The sequence below is a fragment of the Variovorax sp. YR566 genome (assembly GCF_051992195.1).
In the GTDB taxonomy this organism is placed as follows: Bacteria; Pseudomonadota; Gammaproteobacteria; order Burkholderiales; family Burkholderiaceae_C; genus Variovorax.
Genome location: NZ_CP197092.1, coordinates 601725 through 620555, shown reverse-complemented (window position 1 = coordinate 620555; position 18831 = coordinate 601725). Strand labels below are relative to the sequence as shown.

18 protein-coding genes and 1 pseudogene are annotated in these 18831 nt (G+C 67.6%); 12 read left to right on the top strand and 7 right to left on the bottom strand.

Going from position 1 to position 18831, the window contains the following annotated elements; translation table 11 throughout:
- Nucleotides 1-156: 156 nt before the first annotated feature.
- Together ACTG4X_RS02960 and ACTG4X_RS02955 are read left to right on the top strand one after the other, a co-directional pair.
- Nucleotides 157-645, top strand: coding sequence for a tripartite tricarboxylate transporter TctB family protein (locus ACTG4X_RS02960; RefSeq protein ID WP_093053650.1), 489 nt, complete (start codon nt 157-159; stop codon nt 643-645).
- Between the two features lie 12 nt (nt 646-657).
- Nucleotides 658-2169, top strand: coding sequence for a tripartite tricarboxylate transporter permease (locus ACTG4X_RS02955; RefSeq protein ID WP_093053647.1), 1512 nt, complete (start codon nt 658-660; stop codon nt 2167-2169).
- Nucleotides 2170-2233: 64 nt separating this feature from the next.
- Here the strand turns inward: ACTG4X_RS02955 and ACTG4X_RS02950 are convergent.
- Nucleotides 2234-2338: pseudogene (locus ACTG4X_RS02950) on the bottom strand (sulfite exporter TauE/SafE family protein); the annotation flags it as partial.
- 375 nt (nt 2339-2713) lie between these two features.
- Here ACTG4X_RS02950 and ACTG4X_RS02945 point away from each other — a divergent pair.
- A complete protein-coding gene (locus tag ACTG4X_RS02945; protein WP_097200571.1) occupies nt 2714-3952 on the top strand; it encodes an ammonium transporter in 1239 nt (412 codons plus the stop codon).
- 18 nt (nt 3953-3970) lie between these two features.
- Nucleotides 3971-4273: a hypothetical protein gene (locus ACTG4X_RS02940; protein WP_093053641.1), complete on the top strand. Its 303-nt coding sequence runs from the start codon at nt 3971-3973 to the stop codon at nt 4271-4273.
- A gap of 35 nt (nt 4274-4308) precedes the next feature.
- Here ACTG4X_RS02940 and ACTG4X_RS02935 read toward each other — a convergent pair whose 3' ends face one another.
- The 5 genes from ACTG4X_RS02935 to ACTG4X_RS02915 form a co-directional block, all read right to left on the bottom strand.
- Entirely contained in the window at nt 4309-5982 is a 1674-nt protein-coding gene (locus ACTG4X_RS02935; protein ID WP_440533185.1) for a thiamine pyrophosphate-binding protein, read from the bottom strand.
- Nucleotides 5983-6007: 25 nt separating this feature from the next.
- Nucleotides 6008-7237 (bottom strand): pyridoxal phosphate-dependent aminotransferase, encoded by a 1230-nt coding sequence (locus ACTG4X_RS02930; protein WP_440533184.1) that lies wholly within the window; start codon nt 7235-7237, stop codon nt 6008-6010.
- On the bottom strand, nt 7234-8133 hold the full coding sequence (locus ACTG4X_RS02925; RefSeq protein WP_097200574.1) for an amino acid ABC transporter substrate-binding protein: 900 nt from the start codon (nt 8131-8133) through the stop codon (nt 7234-7236). The genes ACTG4X_RS02930 and ACTG4X_RS02925 overlap by 4 nt, the downstream gene beginning before the upstream one ends.
- Nucleotides 8134-8235: 102 nt before the next feature.
- The gene (gene amaB / locus ACTG4X_RS02920; RefSeq protein WP_440533183.1) at nt 8236-9774 is read right to left on the bottom strand and encodes an L-piperidine-6-carboxylate dehydrogenase; all 1539 of its coding nucleotides are present in this window, start codon (nt 9772-9774) and stop codon (nt 8236-8238) included.
- A gap of 127 nt (nt 9775-9901) precedes the next feature.
- Nucleotides 9902-10321 carry an MAPEG family protein gene (locus ACTG4X_RS02915; protein ID WP_097200576.1) on the bottom strand — a complete coding sequence of 140 codons (420 nt, stop codon included), beginning with the start codon at nt 10319-10321 and terminating at the stop codon, nt 9902-9904.
- Nucleotides 10322-10416: 95 nt separating this feature from the next.
- Between ACTG4X_RS02915 and ACTG4X_RS02910 the strand changes: the two genes are divergently transcribed.
- Nucleotides 10417-11076: a hypothetical protein gene (locus ACTG4X_RS02910; RefSeq protein ID WP_097200577.1), complete on the top strand. Its 660-nt coding sequence runs from the start codon at nt 10417-10419 to the stop codon at nt 11074-11076.
- A 10-nt stretch (nt 11077-11086) separates the two neighbouring features.
- Here the strand turns inward: ACTG4X_RS02910 and ACTG4X_RS02905 are convergent, their stop codons facing one another.
- On the bottom strand, nt 11087-11953 hold the full coding sequence (locus ACTG4X_RS02905; RefSeq protein ID WP_093053620.1) for an IclR family transcriptional regulator: 867 nt from the start codon (nt 11951-11953) through the stop codon (nt 11087-11089).
- Nucleotides 11954-12170: 217 nt separating this feature from the next.
- On the opposite strand from ACTG4X_RS02905, the gene ACTG4X_RS02900 reads away from it, so the two are divergent.
- Genes ACTG4X_RS02900 through ACTG4X_RS02870 form a run of 7 tightly spaced genes read left to right on the top strand, consistent with a single transcriptional unit; the run spans nt 12171 to nt 18831 of the window.
- On the top strand, nt 12171-13244 hold the full coding sequence (locus ACTG4X_RS02900) for an ABC transporter ATP-binding protein (protein ID WP_097200578.1): 1074 nt from the start codon (nt 12171-12173) through the stop codon (nt 13242-13244).
- Nucleotides 13241-14101: an ABC transporter permease gene (locus ACTG4X_RS02895; RefSeq protein ID WP_097200579.1), complete on the top strand. Its 861-nt coding sequence runs from the start codon at nt 13241-13243 to the stop codon at nt 14099-14101. The genes ACTG4X_RS02900 and ACTG4X_RS02895 overlap by 4 nt, the downstream gene beginning before the upstream one ends.
- Nucleotides 14102-14105: 4 nt before the next feature.
- On the top strand, nt 14106-14900 hold the full coding sequence (locus tag ACTG4X_RS02890) for an ABC transporter permease (protein WP_097200580.1): 795 nt from the start codon (nt 14106-14108) through the stop codon (nt 14898-14900).
- Nucleotides 14901-14903: 3 nt separating this feature from the next.
- Nucleotides 14904-15215 (top strand): (2Fe-2S)-binding protein, encoded by a 312-nt coding sequence (locus ACTG4X_RS02885; RefSeq protein ID WP_097200581.1) that lies wholly within the window; start codon nt 14904-14906, stop codon nt 15213-15215.
- Nucleotides 15212-16615: an NAD(P)/FAD-dependent oxidoreductase gene (locus ACTG4X_RS02880; protein ID WP_440533182.1), complete on the top strand. Its 1404-nt coding sequence runs from the start codon at nt 15212-15214 to the stop codon at nt 16613-16615. The genes ACTG4X_RS02885 and ACTG4X_RS02880 overlap by 4 nt, the downstream gene beginning before the upstream one ends.
- Entirely contained in the window at nt 16612-17754 is a 1143-nt protein-coding gene (locus ACTG4X_RS02875; RefSeq protein WP_097200583.1) for an NAD(P)/FAD-dependent oxidoreductase, read from the top strand. Before ACTG4X_RS02880 ends, ACTG4X_RS02875 begins: the two co-directional genes overlap by 4 nt.
- Nucleotides 17755-17781: 27 nt before the next feature.
- Nucleotides 17782-18831, top strand: coding sequence for an ABC transporter substrate-binding protein (locus tag ACTG4X_RS02870; protein WP_093077163.1), 1050 nt, complete (start codon nt 17782-17784; stop codon nt 18829-18831).

Below are 18831 nucleotides of genomic sequence, written 5' to 3'. Positions count from 1 at the left end.
TCGGGAGCTTTTTTCGTTTGTGGCCCTCTGTGGCGCAGGGGACGTCGAGGGAGAACCCTAGCCCTGCGGTAAGCATTTGTCCGTACCGGGCAGGTCAGCCAACGGTCAGGCCCGCAGAACGACCCTCACCCCTCCATACAAGAGGGGCGAGACGACATGCGCATCAAGAGTCAGGCTGACTTCTTTTCGGGAGTCATGTTCACCACCGTGGGGGGCGCCTTTGCGATAGGCGCGACCACCTACACCATCGGCGACGGCGCCCGCATGGGGCCGGGCTACTTCCCGCTCATGCTGGGCATCCTGCTGGCCATCCTCGGGGCCATCATCATGTTCCAGGCACTGGTGGTCGAAACCACCGACGGCCACCCGATCGGCAAATGGGCCTGGAAGCCGCTGGCCTTCGTGCTCGGCGCCAACCTGGCCTTCGGCGTGCTGCTGGGCGGCCTGCCCAGCATCGGGCTGCCGGCCATGGGGATGATCATCGCGATCTACGCGCTCACGATCATCTCGAGCATGGCGGGCGAGCACTTCAAGCTGCGCGACGTGCTGATCCTCTCGACCATCCTGGCGGCTGGCAGCTACGTGGCCTTCATCTGGGCGCTCAAGCTCCAGATCCAGGTCTGGCCCACTTTCATTTCGGGCTGAGGAGCGCACACCATGGACCTGATCCACAACCTTTCCATCGGTTTCGGCGTTGCCTTCACCTTCACCAACCTGCTGTACTGCCTGCTGGGTTGCATCCTGGGCACGCTGATCGGCGTGCTCCCGGGCATCGGCCCGGTCGCAACCATCGCGATGCTGCTGCCCGCCACGTACGCATTGCCGCCCGTGTCGGCGCTGATCATGCTGGCCGGCATCTACTACGGCGCGCAGTACGGCGGCTCGACCACGGCCATTCTGGTGAACCTGCCCGGGGAGTCGTCCTCGGTGGTCACCTGTATCGACGGCTACCAGATGGCAAGGCAGGGCCGCGCAGGCCCGGCGCTCGCCGCGGCCGGCCTCGGCTCGTTCTTCGCGGGTTGCGTCGGCACGCTGATCCTGGCCGCCTTCGCGCCGCCGCTGACCGAACTGGCCTTCAAGTTCGGCCCCGCCGAGTACTTCTCGCTGATGACGCTGGGCCTGATCGGCGCGGTGGTGCTGGCTTCGGGCTCGCTGCTGAAGGCAGTGGCGATGATCGTGCTCGGCCTGCTGCTGGGCATCGTGGGCACCGACGTCAACTCGGGTGTCGCGCGCTACAGCTTCGACATTCCGGAACTCACCGACGGCATCGGCTTCGTGGTGATCGCCATGGGCGTGTTCGGTTACGGCGAAATCATCGGCAACCTCTCGCAGCCCGACGACGAGCGCGAAGTGTTCACGCACAAGGTCAAGGGCCTGTGGCCCACCAAGGACGACTTCAAGCGCATGCTGCCCGCGGTGCTGCGCGGCACGGCCCTGGGTTCTGCACTGGGCATCCTGCCCGGCGGCGGCGCGCTGCTGGCCTCGTTCGCCTCGTATGCGCTGGAGAAGAAGATCCGCATGCGCCCCGGCGAAGTGCCCTTCGGCAAGGGCAACATCCGCGGCGTGGCATCGCCCGAGTCGGCCAACAACGCCGGTGCACAGACTTCCTTCATCCCGCTGCTGACGCTGGGCATTCCGCCCAACGCGGTGATGGCGCTGATGGTGGGCGCAATGACGATCCACAACATCCAGCCGGGCCCGCAGGTCATGACCAGCAACCCCGAGCTGTTCTGGGGCCTGATCGCCTCGATGTGGATCGGCAACGCGATGCTGATCATCCTGAACCTGCCGCTGATCGGCATGTGGATCAAGCTGCTGACGGTGCCCTACAAGTTCCTGTTCCCCGCCATCGTGCTGTTCTGCGCGATCGGCGTGTACTCGACCAACAACAACACCTTCGACGTGTGGATGGTGGCGGCCTTCGGCTTCATCGGCTACCTGTTCATCAAGCTGCGCACGGAGCCTGCGCCGCTGCTGCTGGGCTTCATCCTGGGGCCGATGATGGAGGAGAACCTGCGGCGCGCGCTGCTGCTGTCGCGCGGTGCGTGGAGCGTATTCGTCACCCGGCCGCTGTCGGCGGGGCTGTTGGTGGCGGCTGCGCTGCTGCTGGGCATCGTGCTGCTGCCCGCAATCAAGGCCAAGCGCGAGGAAGCCTTCGTCGAGGAGTGAGCGCTCCGGTCTCTGCAAGAAGCCCCCGCTCCGGGGGCTTTTTTCATTTGGGGCCTTTGCTCGGGGTGCCCCAAATAGACGCGCTCTTGTTGGTGCCCGGCAGGGTCGCCAGCGGTGCGCCCGGAAACACGGCGAACAGCGAGGCGCCCGTTACCACCAGCATCTCCATAGGGGGAGGATTGTCTCGCCCGTGGCGCTATCAAAAAAGGAGCTGAAGATGCAGGTGCATCAAGTCATGCAGGCATAAAAAAGGCGCCGACCAGCGGCGCCTTTCAAAGTCAAACACGGCATCTCGTACGGAGCCTTTGAAGCATTTTTATTGTTGCTTGGGGATTGTCTCCTCGGACCCTCGGCAGCACGAGCAGGGCCCGTTCGCGAGTGGGCAGACTTTAGGGTGCGCACCGCGTCAGTGCATTGGGAATTACCCGCTTTGCCTTACCGAGAAAGCCCGATTTGCGAACCAAAGTGTTTCTGATAGTTAACGATGTGGCACGACTTGTGCACGCAGCACCAAGGTCCATCACTTCAAGAAGAAGAAACGGTCATGGCCCTGGCTCCGCACGCCTCCATCAACGCGGCAGACACCGCATGGATGATGACTTCGACCGCGCTGGTGCTGCTGATGACGCTGCCCGGCATCGCACTCTTCTATGCGGGCATGGTGCGCCGCAAGAACGTGCTGGCCACCATGGCGGGGGTGGTGGCGATAGCCGCGGCGGTCTCGCTGACCTGGTTCGCGGTGGGCTATTCACTGGCCTTTACCGAGGGCTGGCCCTGGCTGGGAGGCACCGGGCGCTTCTGGTTCTCGGGCTTCGAGTACCTGAAGGAGGCCGGGCAGGTGGCGGTGAGCCACGTCGCGCCCAACGTGCCTGAGTCGGTCTACGCGATGTTCCAGCTGACCTTCGCGGTCATCACCACCGCACTGGTGCTTGGCGCTTTTGTCGAGCGCATGCGCTTCTCGGCGATCCTGTGGTTCGCGCTGTTCTGGAGCGTGCTGGTGTACGCACCTGTCGCGCACTGGGTGTGGGAGCCGGGCGGCTGGCTCGCGCAGATGGGCGCGCTCGACTTCGCCGGCGGCTCGGTGGTGCACGTCAACGCGGGCATCGCGGGGCTGGTGTGCGCCTACGCGCTCGGGCCGCGCAAGGGCTACGGGCGCGAGGCCTTCGAGCCCTACAGCCTGGCGATGACGATGACGGGCGCGGGCCTGCTGTGGGTGGGCTGGTTCGGCTTCAATGCGGGCTCGGCGGTGGCGGCCGACGGGCGCGCGGGCCTGGCGATGCTGGTGACGCACATCGCGGCGGCGGCCGGCGCCATGAGCTGGATGCTCGGCGAATGGATCGTGCGGCGCAGGCCTTCGCTGCTGGGCCTGTGCTCGGGCCTGGTGGCGGGGCTGGTGGCCATCACGCCGGCAGCCGGCTTCGTCACGCCGCTGTCCGCGCTGGCCATCGGCGCGATCGCGGGGCTGGCCTGCTACTGGGGCGCCACCGGGCTCAAGCACCTGCTTGGCGCGGACGACTCGCTCGACGTGTTCGGCGTGCACGGCATCGGTGGCATCGTGGGCGCGCTGCTGACGGGCGTGTTCGCCGATGCGCGCATCTCGGGCGCCACGGGCGACGTGCTGACGCAGGCGATCGCCGTCGGCAGCGTGGCTATCTACAGCGCAACGGGGACGGCGGTGGTGCTGTTTCTGGTGCACATCATGGTCGGGTTGCGCGTCGATGCCGACAGCGAGGTGCTGGGCCTCGATCTTGCACAGCACAGAGAACATCTCGGGAGTAGTTGACCCACCGACGGAGGAACCATGCCATCCATGTCCGAAAGCGAACGCATCGCCCTTGCTGCCCGCCTTCACGTGGCGCTGCGGCGAAAGCATGGGCGCGTGACCGACACCGAGTGGATGGCGACCAATGCCGAGTACGCGGCCGAGATCGTGCGCATGACGCGCGCGCACGCTGCTGACACCAAGGACGAGGAGCTTTACCAGTTGGCGACACGGCTGGAGCAGGCGATGGAGCCGCTGGCTCGCGCTGCGCGGTTGGCGGCGCGGCAGCCCGATGGGACGCCGCCTACGCCGCCGCCTCGCTATGTGGGTGGGTTGCGCTGAGTCTTTTCGGGGTGCGTGCGAATGACACCGGGTGCTCAGCTTGCAGCCAGCGCTGCCTTGCGAATCGACTGCAGCGTGCTTCCCGGGGTGATCGCTTCCGGGTCCAGCAGGCAATGCAGGATGGCTGGCTTGCCGCTCTCTCTCGCGCGCGCCAGTGCGGGGCCGAATTCTTCGGTGCTGGTCACGCGTTCGCCGTGGCCGCCGAACACTTCGGCATAGCCGCGAAAGTCCGGGTTCTTCAACTGCGTGGCGCTGATGCGGCCGGGGTAGTGCTTTTCCTGGTGCATGCGGATCGTGCCGTACATGGCGTTGTCGAGCAGCACCACGATGATCGGCAGGCCGTACTGCACGGCCGTCGCGAATTCCTGGCCGTGCATCATGAAGTCGCCATCGCCCGCGAACACGACCACTTCGCGCTGCGGCCACAGCCGCTTGGCGCCGACGCCGGCCGGCAGGCCGTAGCCCATCGAGCCGCTGGTGGGCGCAAGCTGGCTCGCGTAGGAGCGGAACGGCCAGAAGCGGTGCACCCAGGTGGCGAAGTTGCCTGCACCGTTGCAGAAGATGGTGTCGGCCGGCAGCACTTCGCGCAGGTGCTGCATGACCTCGCCCATCTGCAGCGGGCCGGGAATGCGGATGGGAGCCGGGTCGCTCCAGCGCAGGAAGTCTTCGCGGGCTGTCTCCGTTTCCGCCTGCCAGGCCGGCGTTTGCGCGGGGCGCAGCGTGGACATGGCTTCCGCGAAAGCCTGCGGCGTGGCGTGGATGCCCTGCGCCGGACGATAGAGCTTGCCGAGCTCGTCGGCGTCGGCGTGCACATGCACCAGCGCCTGCTTCGGCTGCGGAATCGCCAGCAGCTCGTAGCCCTGCGACGGTACTTCAGACAAGCGCCCGCCGACCAGCAGCACGAGGTCGGCGTTGCGGATGCGCTCCAGCATGCGCGGATTGGCGCCAAGGCCCAGGTCGCCCGCATAGCAGGGGTGCTCGGCCGACATCAGCATCTGGCGACGGAACGAGCAGTACACGGGCAGCGAGAACGCGGCCGCGAAATCCGCGAACTGCTGCGTGGCCTTCTTCGACCAGCGGCTGCCGCCCAGGATGACCACCGGGCGCTGCGCCTGCGACAGTCGCTGCTGCAGCTCTGCGAGTTGCGCTGCACCGGGATGGGTTTCGGTCACCGCGTAAGGCTGCGCGTCGGCCACCGTCGCAGCCTCGGTCAGCATGTCTTCGGGCAGCGCGATCACCACCGGCCCGGGCCGGCCCGAGGTTGCGACATGGAAGGCACGCGACACCAGCTCAGGCACCCGCGCCGGATCGTCGATCTGCACCACCCACTTGGCCATGGTGCCGAACACCGCGCCGTAGTCCAGTTCCTGGAAGGCCTCACGGCCCAGCGCATCGCGCGCGACCTGGCCGACGAACAGCAGCAGCGGCGTCGAATCCTGGTGCGCGATGTGCACGCCGGCGGCCGCGTTGGTGGCGCCCGGGCCGCGCGTGACGAAGCACACGCCCGGCTTGCCGGTGAGCTTGCCCTGCGCCTCGGCCATCATCGTCGCGCCGCCTTCCTGGCGGCACACGGTCACGTCGATGGATGCGTCATGCAGGGCGTCGAGCACGGCGAGAAAGCTTTCGCCGGGCACGCAGAACAGTTGCTTGACGCCGTGGGTGATGAGCTGGTCGACCAGGATCTGGCCGCCGGTGCGGGGTGAGGTCATGCGTTTTCCAATGAAATGAAGGAGGTCATTCGAGCGCGGCGCAGGCAGCGATGATGCGCGCGCACGCCTCTTCCAGCTGCGCCATCGACGTCGCATACGAAATGCGGAAGTACGGCGCCAGCCCGAACACGCTGCCCGGCACCACCGCCACCTCGAAGTCCTGCAGCAGGTAGCGGCAGAAGTCGCTGTCGGTCTGCAGCAGCGCGCCGCCGCGGGTGCGCTTGCCGAGCACGCCGACGCAGCTCGCGAAGGTATAGAACGCGCCTTCCGGCACGCGGCAGTGCAGTCCCGGCGCGCGGTTCAGCGCGGCGACCACGAAGTCGCGCCGCGCCTGGAAGTCGGCGCAGCGCTCGGCCACGATGTCCTGCGGCCCGGTCAGCGCCTCGATGGCAGCGGCCTGGCTGATCGACGAGGGGCACGAGGTCGTCTGGCTCTGCACCACGGCCATGGCCGCGATCAGCGCGCGCGGCCCGGCGCCGTAGCCCACGCGCCAGCCGGTCATCGCGTAGGCCTTCGACACGCCGTTGATGGTCAGCGTACGTTCGCGCAGGCGCGGCTCCACGGCCACCGGCGTGGCAAACGCCAGCCCGTCGTAGAGGATGTGCTCGTAGATGTCGTCCGCCAGCGCCCAGACTTGCGGATGGCGCAGCAGCACCTCGCACAGGGGCTTCAGCTGCGCTGCGCTGTAGGCCGCGCCGGTCGGATTCGACGGCGAATTGATGAACAGCCAGCGCGTGCGCGGCGTGATGGCCGCCTCGAGCTGCGTGGCATCGAGCCGGAAACCGTTCTCCCCGGTGCACGCCACCGGCACCGGCACGCCGCCGCAGATCTGCACGATGTCGGCGTATGAAGTCCAGTACGGCGCGGGCAGGATGACCTCGTCGCCGGGGTTCAGGCTGGCCATCAGTGCGTTGAAGATCACCTGTTTGGCGCCTGCGCTCACGCTGATTTCGTCCAGGGCGAAGTCGAGCGCGTTGTCGCGCTTGAACTTGAGCTGCACCGCCGCCTTCATCGCCGGGCTGCCGTCGAGCACCGTGTAGCGCGTGTCGCCGCGCCCGATGGCGCGCACCGCGGCCTCGCGCACGTTCTGCGGCGTGTCGAAGTCGGGCTCGCCCGCGCCCAGCACGATCACCGGACGGCCCGCGCGCTTGAGCGCGTTGGCGTTGTCGGTGATGCGAAGGATCTCCGAGACGCCGATGGCGCGCACGCGCTGCGCCGGCTGAAAAGCGAGAGGGGCAACGGTATCTGCTGTCACTTGGCGTAGGCCTCCAGTGGCTTGTCGTTGGGTTCGAGCATCAGCTGCTTCAGCGCCGCGCTCATCGGCAGGTTCAGGCTCGTGTTCTTCGGCGGAATGGCGGCCACGAACCACTTGGTGTATATCTTTTCGAGGTCGCCGCTCTTCATCATTCGGCGCAGCGAATCGTCCACCGCGGTCTTGAAGGCCGGGTCATCCTTGCGGAACAGCAGCGCGATCGGCTCCGAGCCCAGCGCGTCGCCCACGATGCGGTAGGCCGCGGGGTTCTTCGAGTTCGCGATGATCCCGGCCAGCAGGTTGTCGTCGAGCACGAAGGCATCGGCGCGGCCCGACTCCATCAGCAGGAAGCTTTCGAGGTGGTCCTTGCCGAGCATGGTGTTGTACGAGACGTTCTGCGCGCGCTCGCGCTTGCGCAGCAGCTGCACCGCAGTGGTGCCGGTCGATGCCGACACGTTGCGGCCCGCGAGCTGGTCGAGCGTGGTGATGCCCGAATCGACCTTGGTGGCCATGCGCACTTCGCTCACGTAGGTGGTGAGCGCGAAGGCCACCTGCTGCTGGCGCGCGGTGTTGTTGGTGGTGGGGCCGCAGCCGATGTCGAGCGTGCCGTTCTGCACCAGCGGGATGGTGTTCTGCGCGGTCACGGCCATGTATTCGAGCCTGGCCGTGGGCGCGATGTCTTTCAGCACGCGCTCGCACAGCTCGACGTGATAGCCCACGTACTTGTCGCCCGCGCCGAGCATGTAGGCCATGGGCGGCGAGGCTTCGCGCACGCCGAGCACGACCTTGCCGCTGGTCTTGATCTTGTCGAGGGTGCCGGTGGCGGGGGTCTGCGCGCTGGCACCGAATGCGAAGGCAAGCAGCGTGGCGGCCGCGATTCTCTTGAAGGGAATGCTCATGTTCTCTGTCTCCTGGTTATGGTTTTTGGTGAATGCATGCGGCCGCCCGCCTGCCGCCGCAGCCAAACGCTGCGCGGCAAGCTCGAACGAACCGGGAGGCGATCAGTCGCCGATGTCGAAGGTCACGCCTTGCGCGAGTGGCAAGGCGGTGGAGTAGTTGATGGTGTTGGTGGCACGGCGCATGTACGCCTTCCAGCTGTCGGAGCCGGCTTCGCGCCCGCCGCCCGTTTCCTTCTCGCCGCCGAAGGCGCCGCCGATCTCCGCGCCGCTCGGACCGATGTTGACGTTGGCGATGCCGCAGTCCGAACCCGCGCTCGACATGAAGCGCTCGGCCTCGCGCATGTTCAGCGTGAAGATCGACGACGACAGGCCCGCGCCCACTGCGTTGTGCAGCTCGATGGCTTCGTCGAGCGTGCTGTAGCGCACCACGTACAGGATGGGCGCGAAGGTCTCGCGCAACACGGGGCCCTCATGCGACTTCAGCTCGACCAGCGCGGGGCGCACGTAGTAGGCGTCCTTCGTGCCGATGCCTTCGACGCGCTGGCCGCCGTGCACCTTGGCGCCGATCTCGCGGCATTCACCGAGCGCCTTTTGCATGCCGTCGAAGGCCGCGCGGTCGATCAGCGGGCCGACCAGCGTGCCGGCCTCGCGCGGGTCGCCCACCTGCACGTTGCCGTAGACCTTCGCGAGCTTGGGCACCAGCTGTTCGTACACGCTCTCGTGCACGAACAGGCGGCGCAGCGTGGTGCAGCGCTGGCCGGCCGTGCCCATCGCCGCGAAGGCGATGCCGCGCAGCGCGAGGTCGAGGTCGGCCGAGGGCGTGACGATGGCAGCGTTGTTGCCGCCGAGTTCGAGAATGGCGCGGGCAAAGCGTGCGGCCAGCTTCGGCCCCACTTGCCGGCCCATGGCGGTCGAGCCGGTGGCCGAGAGAATCGGCACACGGTGGTCGTCGACCAGCACCTCGCCGATGTCGCGCTGGCCCAGCAGCAGGCCGAGCAGGCCTTCGGGCGCATCGCCGAAGCGTTCGATGGCGCGCTGCGCGATGGCGTGCACGGCCAGCGCGGTCAGCGGCGTTTTTTCAGACGGTTTCCACACCACCGAGTCGCCGCACACCAGCGCCAGCGCCGCGTTCCACGACCACACGGCCACCGGAAAGTTGAAGGCCGAGATCACGCCGCACACACCCAGCGGGTGCCAGGTTTCCATCATGCGGTGCTCGGCGCGCTCGGTGGCCAGCGTGAGGCCGTAGAGCTGGCGCGAGAGGCCGACCGCGAAGTCGCAGATGTCGATCATTTCCTGCACCTCGCCCGCGCCCTCGGACGGGACCTTGCCGGCCTCCAGCGTGACGAGCAGGCCCAGGTCGCGCTTGGCGGCGCGCAGTTCTTCGCCCAGCAGCCGCACCAGCTCGCCGCGGCGCGGCGCCGGCACGTTGCGCCAGGCCTTGAAAGCCTCGTGCGCACGGCCGATGGCAGCGGTGGCCTCGACCGGCGAGGTCTGCGGCACCTGCGCAATCACCTCGCCGCTGACGGGCGAACGCACCGTCAGCTCGCCGCCGGTGTGGGCCTCGGGGGGCACGCCCAGGCGCTGCAGCAGCTGCTCGACTTCGGTGGCGACGGAGGGGGAGGTGTTGGCTTCGGACATGGACGCGCTCCGGGAAGGAGGAGAAAGGAGGACCCGGTCAATATCTGCGAATCCCGCGCGCTTGCCTAGTGAAAATATGGAAGGACCTGATGCGTTTCAGGAATGAACTCGCACGGCTCATGTGCGCCTAGCGCACCAACCGGGTGGCTGCCATCACCCACAGCACCACCAGCACGCCGTTGCTCGCGGCGAACAGCACCAGCCGGTGGATCACGTGGTTGTAGGTCAGGTGCACCACGCTGTGCAGCGCGCGCAGGCCGACGTACACCCAGGCCAGCCAGATCGCCGCGGGCGTGGGAAGCGCCGCCACGTAGAAGAGCAGGCACACCACATAGAACAGCACCGGCAGCTCCAGCAGGTTCATGTAGTTGCGGTTCGGGATGCGCACGGCGTCGGGCACCGCCGCCGATTCGCCCAGCTTGAAATCGATGCCCCGGACCTCGCGGCGCCGCACGGCGCGGATGCGCACGATGGGGATGAGCAGCAGCACCAGGCCGGTGAGGCCGGCGAGGGCGAATACGGGGTAGAGGATCGAGGGGTTGTTCATGGGTGGGGCTCCTCGCGCGCATTGTCGTGTCAGGCGGAAGAGCCGAACTGGCCTGTTCGGCGACTGAAGGCGTAGTCGAAATTGCAAGGGCGGACATGGATCCGCCGCTGCCGAATCAGGCAACATCAGGCATGCACTCGGAATTCGAACAAGAAATCGTGATCCTGACGGAGGCCGAAGTGGTGCGCCGCCGCACCGGCATGTACTTCGATGTCCATGATCGCGATGTCGCTGCGACGCTTGCCCTGCAGGCCCTCTGCCATGCCATCGACGATGCGATCGACGGTCGGTGCACACAGATTTTTCTGAAGATCGACGGCGCGGCAATCGACGTGCGCTACGACAGCGGCATGCCTCTCGAGCCCGACGCGCAGCATCCGAACTGGACGGTGGCGCAGATATTTCTCACGGTCCATGCCGCCTGCCATTCGCGCAAACGTCATCTGAAGGTGGGTTCGGAGTTCTGCCGGATTGGGATCGCGGTACTGAACGCTGTCTGCAGCGAACTCACGGCGGAGATCAGGAACGGTGGAAAGCAATTGCGGCTGCGCTTCGAGCAAGGAGAGTTGCGGGAAGAGGCCCCGATTTCGGCCACCCAGGAAGCCGACGAAACGCGGCTGCATTTCGTGCTCGATCCATCAATACTTCCGGACAACCGGCCCGGCGAAGACGCATTGCGCCGTGCCCTGCACGATCTGCACTCCCGATTTCCGGGCCTGAAGATCGAGATGGAATACGCATCCGCAAGCGATTGAAGCGAATCGCTCAGCCCGGCCCGGGCGCCTCGGGCAACGAAATCTTCTGGCTCGCCGGCGACCCCGCCAGGCTCTGCGCCGGCCTCCTCAACGTCGCATCGAACGGATTGATCTTCGGCCCGATGGCCGCCGCCTCGCGTTTGAGCAGTTCGACCACCGTCGGCATGCGGTCTGCATTGAGCCGGTCGGCAATCGTGCCCACGCTCAGCGCCGCCACGGCACGCCCCTCGCGGTCGAGGATCGGCACGGCCACGCCCGCCATGCCTTCGAGCAGGCCCGTGTTGCGCCCCGCATAGCCCGCCTGCCGCACGCGCTCGATCTCGGTGCGCAGATACACCTCGTCGTACACGCCGTACTCGCGCACGCGTGAGAGGTTGAAGCGGATCACCTCTTCGCGCTCGGCCTCGGGCAGGAAGGCCAGGATCGCCAGCGCGCCCTGCCCCACGCCCAGCGCGATGCGCCCGCCGATGTCGCCGGTGAACGAGCGAATCGGGAACGGCCCTTCGCTGCGGTCCAGGCACACCGCGTCGAAGCCGCTGCGCGCCAATAGAAAGATGCTGTCGCCCAGGCTCGCGCACAGCCGCAAGAGCACCGGCCGGCAAATGGAACGCAGGTCGCCCGGGTTGCCAGCGCTCGCGGCGAGCGCGAAGAAATCGATGCTCAGCCGGTAGAGCTTGCTGCGCTCGTCCTGCTCGACCATGCCTTCGGCCATGAGCGATTGCAGCAAACGGTGCGTGGTGGCCTGCGTGAGGCCCACGGAACGTGCGATCTGGGTCACGCGGCCGCCTTCGGCCTGCACCGCGCCGAGCGCGCGGATCACCGAAAAGACGCGCGGCACGCCGCCGCTGGCCGCTGGCGACGCCGAAGAGGTCTCCATACCTTGCTCCTGTGGAATCCGATGTATCAATCGCAGCCATCATATTCCATTGACCGGAATAAATTGAAGAAAGATTCTGATTAATGGAATACCCGAGGCGATCTGGCGCAATCGTTGCAATAGAGTGAATTAAGAGCAGCAAGCTGTCCATGGCCCGCACCAAGGTGAAACAAGGTGCCTGAAGCCATCTTTTCGCCCCCGAAGAAAGGCCCGTTCCATGTCATTCCTCCGGCTTACCGACGTGACCAAGTTCTATGGCGCCACCCGTGCGGTGTCGGCCATGAGCCTCACTGTGGAAAAGGGCGAGTTCGTCTCGCTGCTCGGCCCCTCGGGCTGCGGCAAGACCACCACGCTGCAGATGATTGCGGGCTTCGAGGCCGTGAGCAGCGGCCGCATCGAGCTCGCGGGCAAGGACATCACGCATGCCAAGGCCAACACGCGCGGGCTGGGCATCGTGTTCCAGACCTACGCCCTGTTCCCGCACATGACGGTGGCCGACAACGTGAGCTTCGGCCTCGAGATGCGCAAGATGCCCAGGGCCGAGCGCATCGAGCGCGTGAAGCAGGCGCTGGCGCTGGTGCACCTCGAAGCGCATGCCGCGCGCTACCCGCGCGAGCTTTCGGGCGGCCAGCGGCAGCGCGTGGCGCTGGCGCGCGCGCTGGTGATCGAGCCACCGGTGCTGCTGCTCGACGAGCCGCTGTCCAACCTCGACGCCAAGCTGCGCGAGGAAATGCAGTTCGAGCTGCGCCAGATCCAGCGCAAAGTCGGCACCACCACGGTGATGGTCACGCACGACCAGAGCGAGGCCATGTCGATCAGCGACCGCGTGGTGGTGATGGAAGGCGGCTGCGCCACGCAGATCGACCATCCGCAGCGCGTGTACGAACACCCGAGCACGCGCTTCATTTCCACCTTCGTGGGCAAGGCCAACCTGCTCGACTGCCGCGTGTCGAACAGCGGCGCCACGCGCACCTGCGTCGAGGTCGGTGCGCTCTCGCTCGACGTGGACGACACGGGTTTCAGCGTCGACGCCGCCGCGCTGCTGAGCGTGCGGCCCGAAAAACTGCAGCTGGTGCCGCCGGGCCAGGGCCGCCTCGACGGCGAAGTGCAGGAGCGCTTCTTCCTCGGCAGCCAGTGGCTCTACCGCGTGGCCACGCCCGTCGGCGACCTCACGGTGCTGAGCCCCAACGACGGGCGCGAAGCACTGGAAGAAGGCAGCCGCACGGGCCTCGACTGGCCGGCGCACTGCATGCGGCTGCTGCCAGCGGAAGAAAAGGCTGTCGCGGCATGAGCACGTTGAAGAGCAAGGCCACCCCGTGGTGGCTCTCCGGCCCCGCGCTGCTGCTGTTCACCGCGCTGCTGCTGGTGCCGCTCGCGCTCACGGCCGTGCTGTCGTTCAACGTGTACGACCCGGCCACCGGACCGAAGTCCGGCGAGTTCACGCTCGCGCACTACGCGCTGGTGTTCTCCGACTCGTACTACCTCGGCATCTTCTGGCGCACCTTCTGGGTCTCGGCCCTTGTCACGCTGATCTGCGTGCTGGTCGGCGCGCCCGAGGCCTATGTGCTGAGCCGCATGCGCAACCCGTGGCGCTCGGTGCTGCTGCTGGTGGTGCTGGCGCCGCTGCTGGTGTCTGTGGTGGTGCGCGCCTTCGGCTGGAGCATGCTGCTGGGCCCCGAGGGCGCGGTGAACGGGCTGCTGGGCCTGCTCGGCATCGGCCCGGTGAAGATCCTCTACACCAGCACGGCCGTGGTCGTCGCGCTGGTGCACGTGATGCTGCCCTTCATGGTGATCCCGGTGTGGACATCGCTGCAGAAGCTCGACCCGGGTGTCGAGAACGCGGCCCTCTCGCTCAACGCCACGCCCTTCACCACGCTGCGGCGCATCGTGCTGCCGCAGGTGATGCCGGGCATTCTCTCGGGCAGCCTGATCGTGTTCGGTCTTGCTGCGAGTTCGTTCGCCATTCCGGGGCTGCTGGGCGGGCGGCGCCTGAAGATGGTGGCCACCATCGTCTACGACGAATACCTCAGCGAGCTCAACTGGCCGCTCGGCGCAGCCGTGGCACTCGTGCTGCTGGTGGCCAATCTTGTCGTGATGCTGAGCTACAACCGCCTGGTAGAAGGCCGCTACAAGAAAGCGCTGGGCTGAAGCGATGAACAAGAACGGCCCCATCGCCCTCGCGTTCAACGCGCTCGTCATCGTCTTCATGCTGGCGCCGCTGGTGGTGGTGTGCATCGTGGCGTTCACGCCCGAGAACACGCTGACCATTCCGACCACGCACTTCTCGCTGCGCTGGTTCAAGGCGGTGTTCGCGCACCCCGACTTCATGCAGTCGTTCTGGAACAGCCTGTGGCTCGCGCTGAGCTCGGCCACCATCGCCACGCTGCTCGCGGTGCCAGCCGGCATGGCGATCACGCGCTATGAGTTTCCGGGACGCAACTTTCTCAACGGCCTGTTCCTCTCGCCATTGATCGTGCCGCACCTGGTGCTGGGCGTGGCGCTGCTGCGGCTGTTCGCGCTGGTCGGCGGCACGGGCAGCTTCGGCTGGCTGGTGATGGCGCATGCGCTCATCGTCACGCCCTACACGCTGCGGCTGGTGGTGGCGGCGCTGGTGGGCTTCGACCGCAGTGCCGAGCAGGCCGCGCTGTCGCTGGGCGCGAACCAGGCCACGGTGTTCCGCCGCATCACGCTGCCGATGATCCTGCCGGGCGTGACGGGCGGCTGGATGCTGTCGTTCATCAACAGCTTCGACGAAGTGACGATGTCGATCTTCGTCACCGCGCCGAGCACGGTGACGCTGCCGGTGCGCATGTACATGTATGCGACCGAGTCGATCGACCCGCTGATGGCAGCGGTGTCGGCGCTGATGGTGGCGATCACGGCCTTCGCGATGGTGCTGCTCGACCGCGTGTACGGACTCGACCGCGTGCTGGTGGGGCGCAGATAAGCAATGACGACAACGACAACTTCGAACGCCCTGCTTCACCGCGTGGCCGAGACCACCGGGCGCGAGACCGTGCCCTTCACCCTCGACGGCGCACCCGCGAGCGCACTGGCCGGCGACACCGTGCTCACGGCCGTGCTCATGCAATGCGCCCAGCTGCGCCGCAACGAATTCAGCAACCTGCCGCGCGCCGGCTTCTGCATGATGGGCGCCTGCCAGGACTGCTGGATCTCCACCGGCGAAGGCGAACGGCTGCGCGCCTGCTCGACCTTCATCGCGCCCGGCATGGCGCTGGTCACGGGAAGGAATGGCGCATGACGACGGCAAGCGAAATCCGCCCCGCGATCGTCGGCGCCGGCCCGGCCGGCGCGCGCGCGGCGCAGACGCTGGTGGCGCATGGCCTGCGGCCTGTGGTGATCGACGAGGCGTCGCGCGCCGGCGGGCAGATCTATCGCCGTCCGCCCGCCAGCCTCGCGCAACGCACCGCGCGAACGCTCTACGGCTTCGAGTCGAAGCGCGCCGATGCCGTGCACTCGGCCTTCGATGCACTGCAGGGCCGCATTGACCACCACCCCGACAGCCTCGCGTGGAACGCACAGGACCACAAGCTCGACGTGATGCACAACCCGACGTGCAGCACCCGTCGCGTGCCCTACAGCCACCTGATCGTTGCGACCGGCGCCACCGACCGCGTGCTGCCGGTGCCGGGCTGGACGCTGCCCGGCGTCTACACGCTCGGCGGCGCGCAGGTCGCGCTCAAGTTCCAGGGCTGCGCCATCGGGCGCCGCGTGGTGTTCATGGGCACCGGGCCGCTGCTGTACCTGGTGGCGTACCAGTACGCCAAAGCCGGCGTGGAAGTGGCTGCGGTGCTCGACACCGCGCGCCTGGCCGACCAGATCGCCGCCACGCCCGCGATGCTGACGCAACCCGCCGTGTTCGCGAAGGGCGTGTACTACGTGGGCTGGCTGCGCGCCCACGGCGTGGCGCTGCACAGCGGCGTGCGGCCGCTGCGCGTGCTCGGCGACGAGGCGCAGGGCCGCGTCACCGGCGTGGCATGGCAAGACGGCAACGAAGAATGCACACTGGCCTGCGATGCCATCGGCTTCGGCTACGCGCTGCGCTCCGAAACGCAGCTCGCCGACCTGCTCGGCTGCCGATTCGACTACGCGCCAATGCACCGCGCCCACCTGCCGGTGCGCGATGCGGCCGGGCGCTCCAGCGTCGAGGGCGTGTATCTCGCGGGCGACGGCGCCGGCATCATGGGCGCGGACGCGGCCGAGTGGGCCGGTGAACGCGCAGCACTGGCGCTGCTGGCCGACAGCGGCGTAGCGGTCGACACAGCACGCGCCGCCGAACTCGAACGCAAGCTCGGCAAGCTCGCCGGATTCCGCCAGGGCCTCGAACGCGCCTTCCCCGTGCCGCAGGACTGGGCCGCGCACGCGAGCGACGATCTCGTGATCTGCCGCTGCGAAAACATCACGGCCGGCACGCTGCGCCGGACTGTCGCCACCAACGGCGCCGACGAGATGAACCGCCTGAAGGCGCTGTCGCGCGTCGGCATGGGCCGCTGCCAGGGGCGCATGTGCGGCGTGGCGGCGGCGGAGATCCTCGCGCATGCCACGGGCCTGCCGCTGCAGCAGGTCGGGCGGCTGCGCGGGCAGGCGCCGATCAAGCCGATTCCGATCATGCTCGTGCCCGCGGAAGGAGCTGGCGCATGAGCACGATCAAGAAGCTGCAGACCGACGTCGCCATCATCGGCGGCGGCATCGTCGGCTCTTCGGCCGCGCTGGCCTTGCGCCGCATGGGCCTGGGCGTGGTGCTGCTGGAGCGCGACCTCTGCGGCTCGCGCTCCAGCGGCGTGAACTTCGGCGGCGTGCGCCGGCAGGGCCGGTCATTGAGCCAGCTGCCGCTGACGCAGCGCGCGCACCGTATCTGGGGCCAGCTGCCCGAGCTGCTGGGCACCGACGGCGAATACATCCGCTCGGGCCATTTCAAGATCGCGCGCAGCGAATCGGACATGGCCTCGCTCGAACGCTACCGCGCGCTGAGCAGCGACTTCGACCTGGGCCTCGAGCTGATCTCCGGCGCGCGCCTGCGCGAGCAGTGCCCCTGGCTCGGCACGCGCGCCGTGGGCGGCTCGCTGTGCGCGGAAGACGGGCAGGCCAATCCGCGCCTGGTGTCGCCGGCCTTCGCGCTCGCGGCGCAGCGCGCGGGCGCGCAGATCTTCGAGCGCCACAAGGTCGACGAGGTCGCGCACGACGGCGCCATGTTCATGGTGCGCAGCGGCAACGCGCTCGAGGTGCAGGCGCCCGTGCTGCTCAACTGCGCGGGCGCCTGGGCCGGCGCCATCGCCAGCCAGTTCGGCGAGACGCCGCCGCTGCGCGCGCGCAGCCCCGTGATGGCGGTGACCGAGCCGGTGCCGCACTTCATGCAATGGAGCCTTGGCGTGGAAGGCGGCGGCATCTACTGCCGGCAGGTGGCGCGCGGCAATCTCGTGCTCGGCGGCGGCACGGGCATCACGCTCGACGCCGAACGCGCGCGCGCCGAGCGCGACGCCATCGCCACGCTCGCGATGCAGGCCGTGGAGCTGTTGCCCGTGCTGCGCCATGCGCACATCATCCGCACATGGGGCGGCACCGAAGGCTACCTGCCCGACCGCGAACCGGTGCTCGGGCCCAGCCGCACCACGCCCGGCCTGTTCCACGGCTTCGGCTTCTCGGGCGCGGGCTTCCAGATCGGCCCGGCCGCCGGCGAAGTGCTGGCCGAGCTGGCGCGCGACGGGCGCACCGAGACGCCCATCGACGCCTTCGCCATCGAGCGCTTCGACGAACAACCCCTTACCGTTTCCCCCACCTGAACCTGAACCTGATTGGAGAGCATCGCCATGTACCGCATCGCCAAGTCCCCCCGCTTTCTCCTCCTTGCCGCGCTGCTCGCAGCCGCCGGCAGCGCCAGCGCGCAGACCAAGACCATCTACATCGGCATGAACGGCGGCACCATGGAGAAGGCGTACACGCAGTACGTCTTCCCGGCCTTCGAGAAGGCCTACGGTGCCAAGGTGGTGGTGGTGCCCGGCACCTCGTCCGACATCCTCGCGAAGGCGCAGGCCAACAAGGACAAGCCGCAGATGCACGTGATGTTCCTGGACGACGGCGTGATGGTGCGCGCCATCGGCATGGGCCTGTGCCAGAAGCAGAAGCCCAGCCAGTCGCTCAGCGAGATCTACCCGGCCGCGCGCTTCAAGGACGACATGGCCAGCGGCGTGAGCCTGGGCATGACGGGCCTTGCCTACAACGCCAAGATGTTCAAGGAAAAGGGCTGGGCCGCGCCCACCTCGTGGATGGACCTGGCCGACCCCAAGTACAAGGGCAAGGTGGTGTTCCAGTCGATGTCGTCCTCGTCCTTCGGGCTGCACGGCTTCCTGATGTTCAACCGCATCCAGGGCGGCAACGACAAGAACGTTGAGCCGGGCTTCAAGGCCTGGCCCACCACCATCGGGCCGAACGTGCTGGAGTACATCCCGAGTTCGGCCAAGCTCTCTGAGATGGTTCAGACCGGCGAGGCGGCGATCTTCCCGCTGACGCCCACGGCCGTGGCCGCACTCAAGACCAAGGGCATTCCGGTCGAGTACGCACCGCCCAAGGAAGGCGCGGTGGTGCTCATGGTCGGCCAGTGCGTGATCGCCAACAACAGCGAGCCCGAGCTGTCGCAAAAGCTCGCCGAGTTCCTGCTCAGCCCGGTGGCCCAGGCCAACGTGCTGCAGTACGGCGCGCAGATCCCGACCAACCCCAAGGCCCCGGCCGTGGGCGAAGGCGCGGCGCAGGTGGCGGACATCAACAAGTGGATGAAGACGGCCGTCACCATCGACTGGGAAAGCATCAACGCCAATCGCCCGGCGTGGAACGCGCGCTGGAACAAGACGATCGAGAAGTGA

Bases quoted from the DNA above. Each gene is read 5' to 3' on its own strand.
- ACTG4X_RS02935 (WP_440533185.1), bottom strand. From the start codon at position 5,982: ATGACCTCACCCCGCACCGGCGGCCAGATCCTGGTCGACCAGCTCATC.
- amaB (WP_440533183.1), bottom strand. From the start codon at position 9,774: ATGTCCGAAGCCAACACCTCCCCCTCCGTCGCCACCGAAGTCGAGCAG.
- ACTG4X_RS02900 (WP_097200578.1), top strand. From the start codon at position 12,171: ATGTCATTCCTCCGGCTTACCGACGTGACCAAGTTCTATGGCGCCACC.
- ACTG4X_RS02880 (WP_440533182.1), top strand. From the start codon at position 15,212: ATGACGACGGCAAGCGAAATCCGCCCCGCGATCGTCGGCGCCGGCCCG.
- ACTG4X_RS02915 (WP_097200576.1), bottom strand. From the start codon at position 10,321: ATGAACAACCCCTCGATCCTCTACCCCGTATTCGCCCTCGCCGGCCTC.
- ACTG4X_RS02895 (WP_097200579.1), top strand. From the start codon at position 13,241: ATGAGCACGTTGAAGAGCAAGGCCACCCCGTGGTGGCTCTCCGGCCCC.
- ACTG4X_RS02875 (WP_097200583.1), top strand. From the start codon at position 16,612: ATGAGCACGATCAAGAAGCTGCAGACCGACGTCGCCATCATCGGCGGC.
- ACTG4X_RS02890 (WP_097200580.1), top strand. From the start codon at position 14,106: ATGAACAAGAACGGCCCCATCGCCCTCGCGTTCAACGCGCTCGTCATC.
- ACTG4X_RS02940 (WP_093053641.1), top strand. From the start codon at position 3,971: ATGCCATCCATGTCCGAAAGCGAACGCATCGCCCTTGCTGCCCGCCTT.
- ACTG4X_RS02925 (WP_097200574.1), bottom strand. From the start codon at position 8,133: ATGAGCATTCCCTTCAAGAGAATCGCGGCCGCCACGCTGCTTGCCTTC.
- ACTG4X_RS02870 (WP_093077163.1), top strand. From the start codon at position 17,782: ATGTACCGCATCGCCAAGTCCCCCCGCTTTCTCCTCCTTGCCGCGCTG.
- ACTG4X_RS02960 (WP_093053650.1), top strand. From the start codon at position 157: ATGCGCATCAAGAGTCAGGCTGACTTCTTTTCGGGAGTCATGTTCACC.
- ACTG4X_RS02945 (WP_097200571.1), top strand. From the start codon at position 2,714: ATGGCCCTGGCTCCGCACGCCTCCATCAACGCGGCAGACACCGCATGG.
- ACTG4X_RS02885 (WP_097200581.1), top strand. From the start codon at position 14,904: ATGACGACAACGACAACTTCGAACGCCCTGCTTCACCGCGTGGCCGAG.
- ACTG4X_RS02905 (WP_093053620.1), bottom strand. From the start codon at position 11,953: ATGGAGACCTCTTCGGCGTCGCCAGCGGCCAGCGGCGGCGTGCCGCGC.
- ACTG4X_RS02910 (WP_097200577.1), top strand. From the start codon at position 10,417: ATGGATCCGCCGCTGCCGAATCAGGCAACATCAGGCATGCACTCGGAA.
- ACTG4X_RS02955 (WP_093053647.1), top strand. From the start codon at position 658: ATGGACCTGATCCACAACCTTTCCATCGGTTTCGGCGTTGCCTTCACC.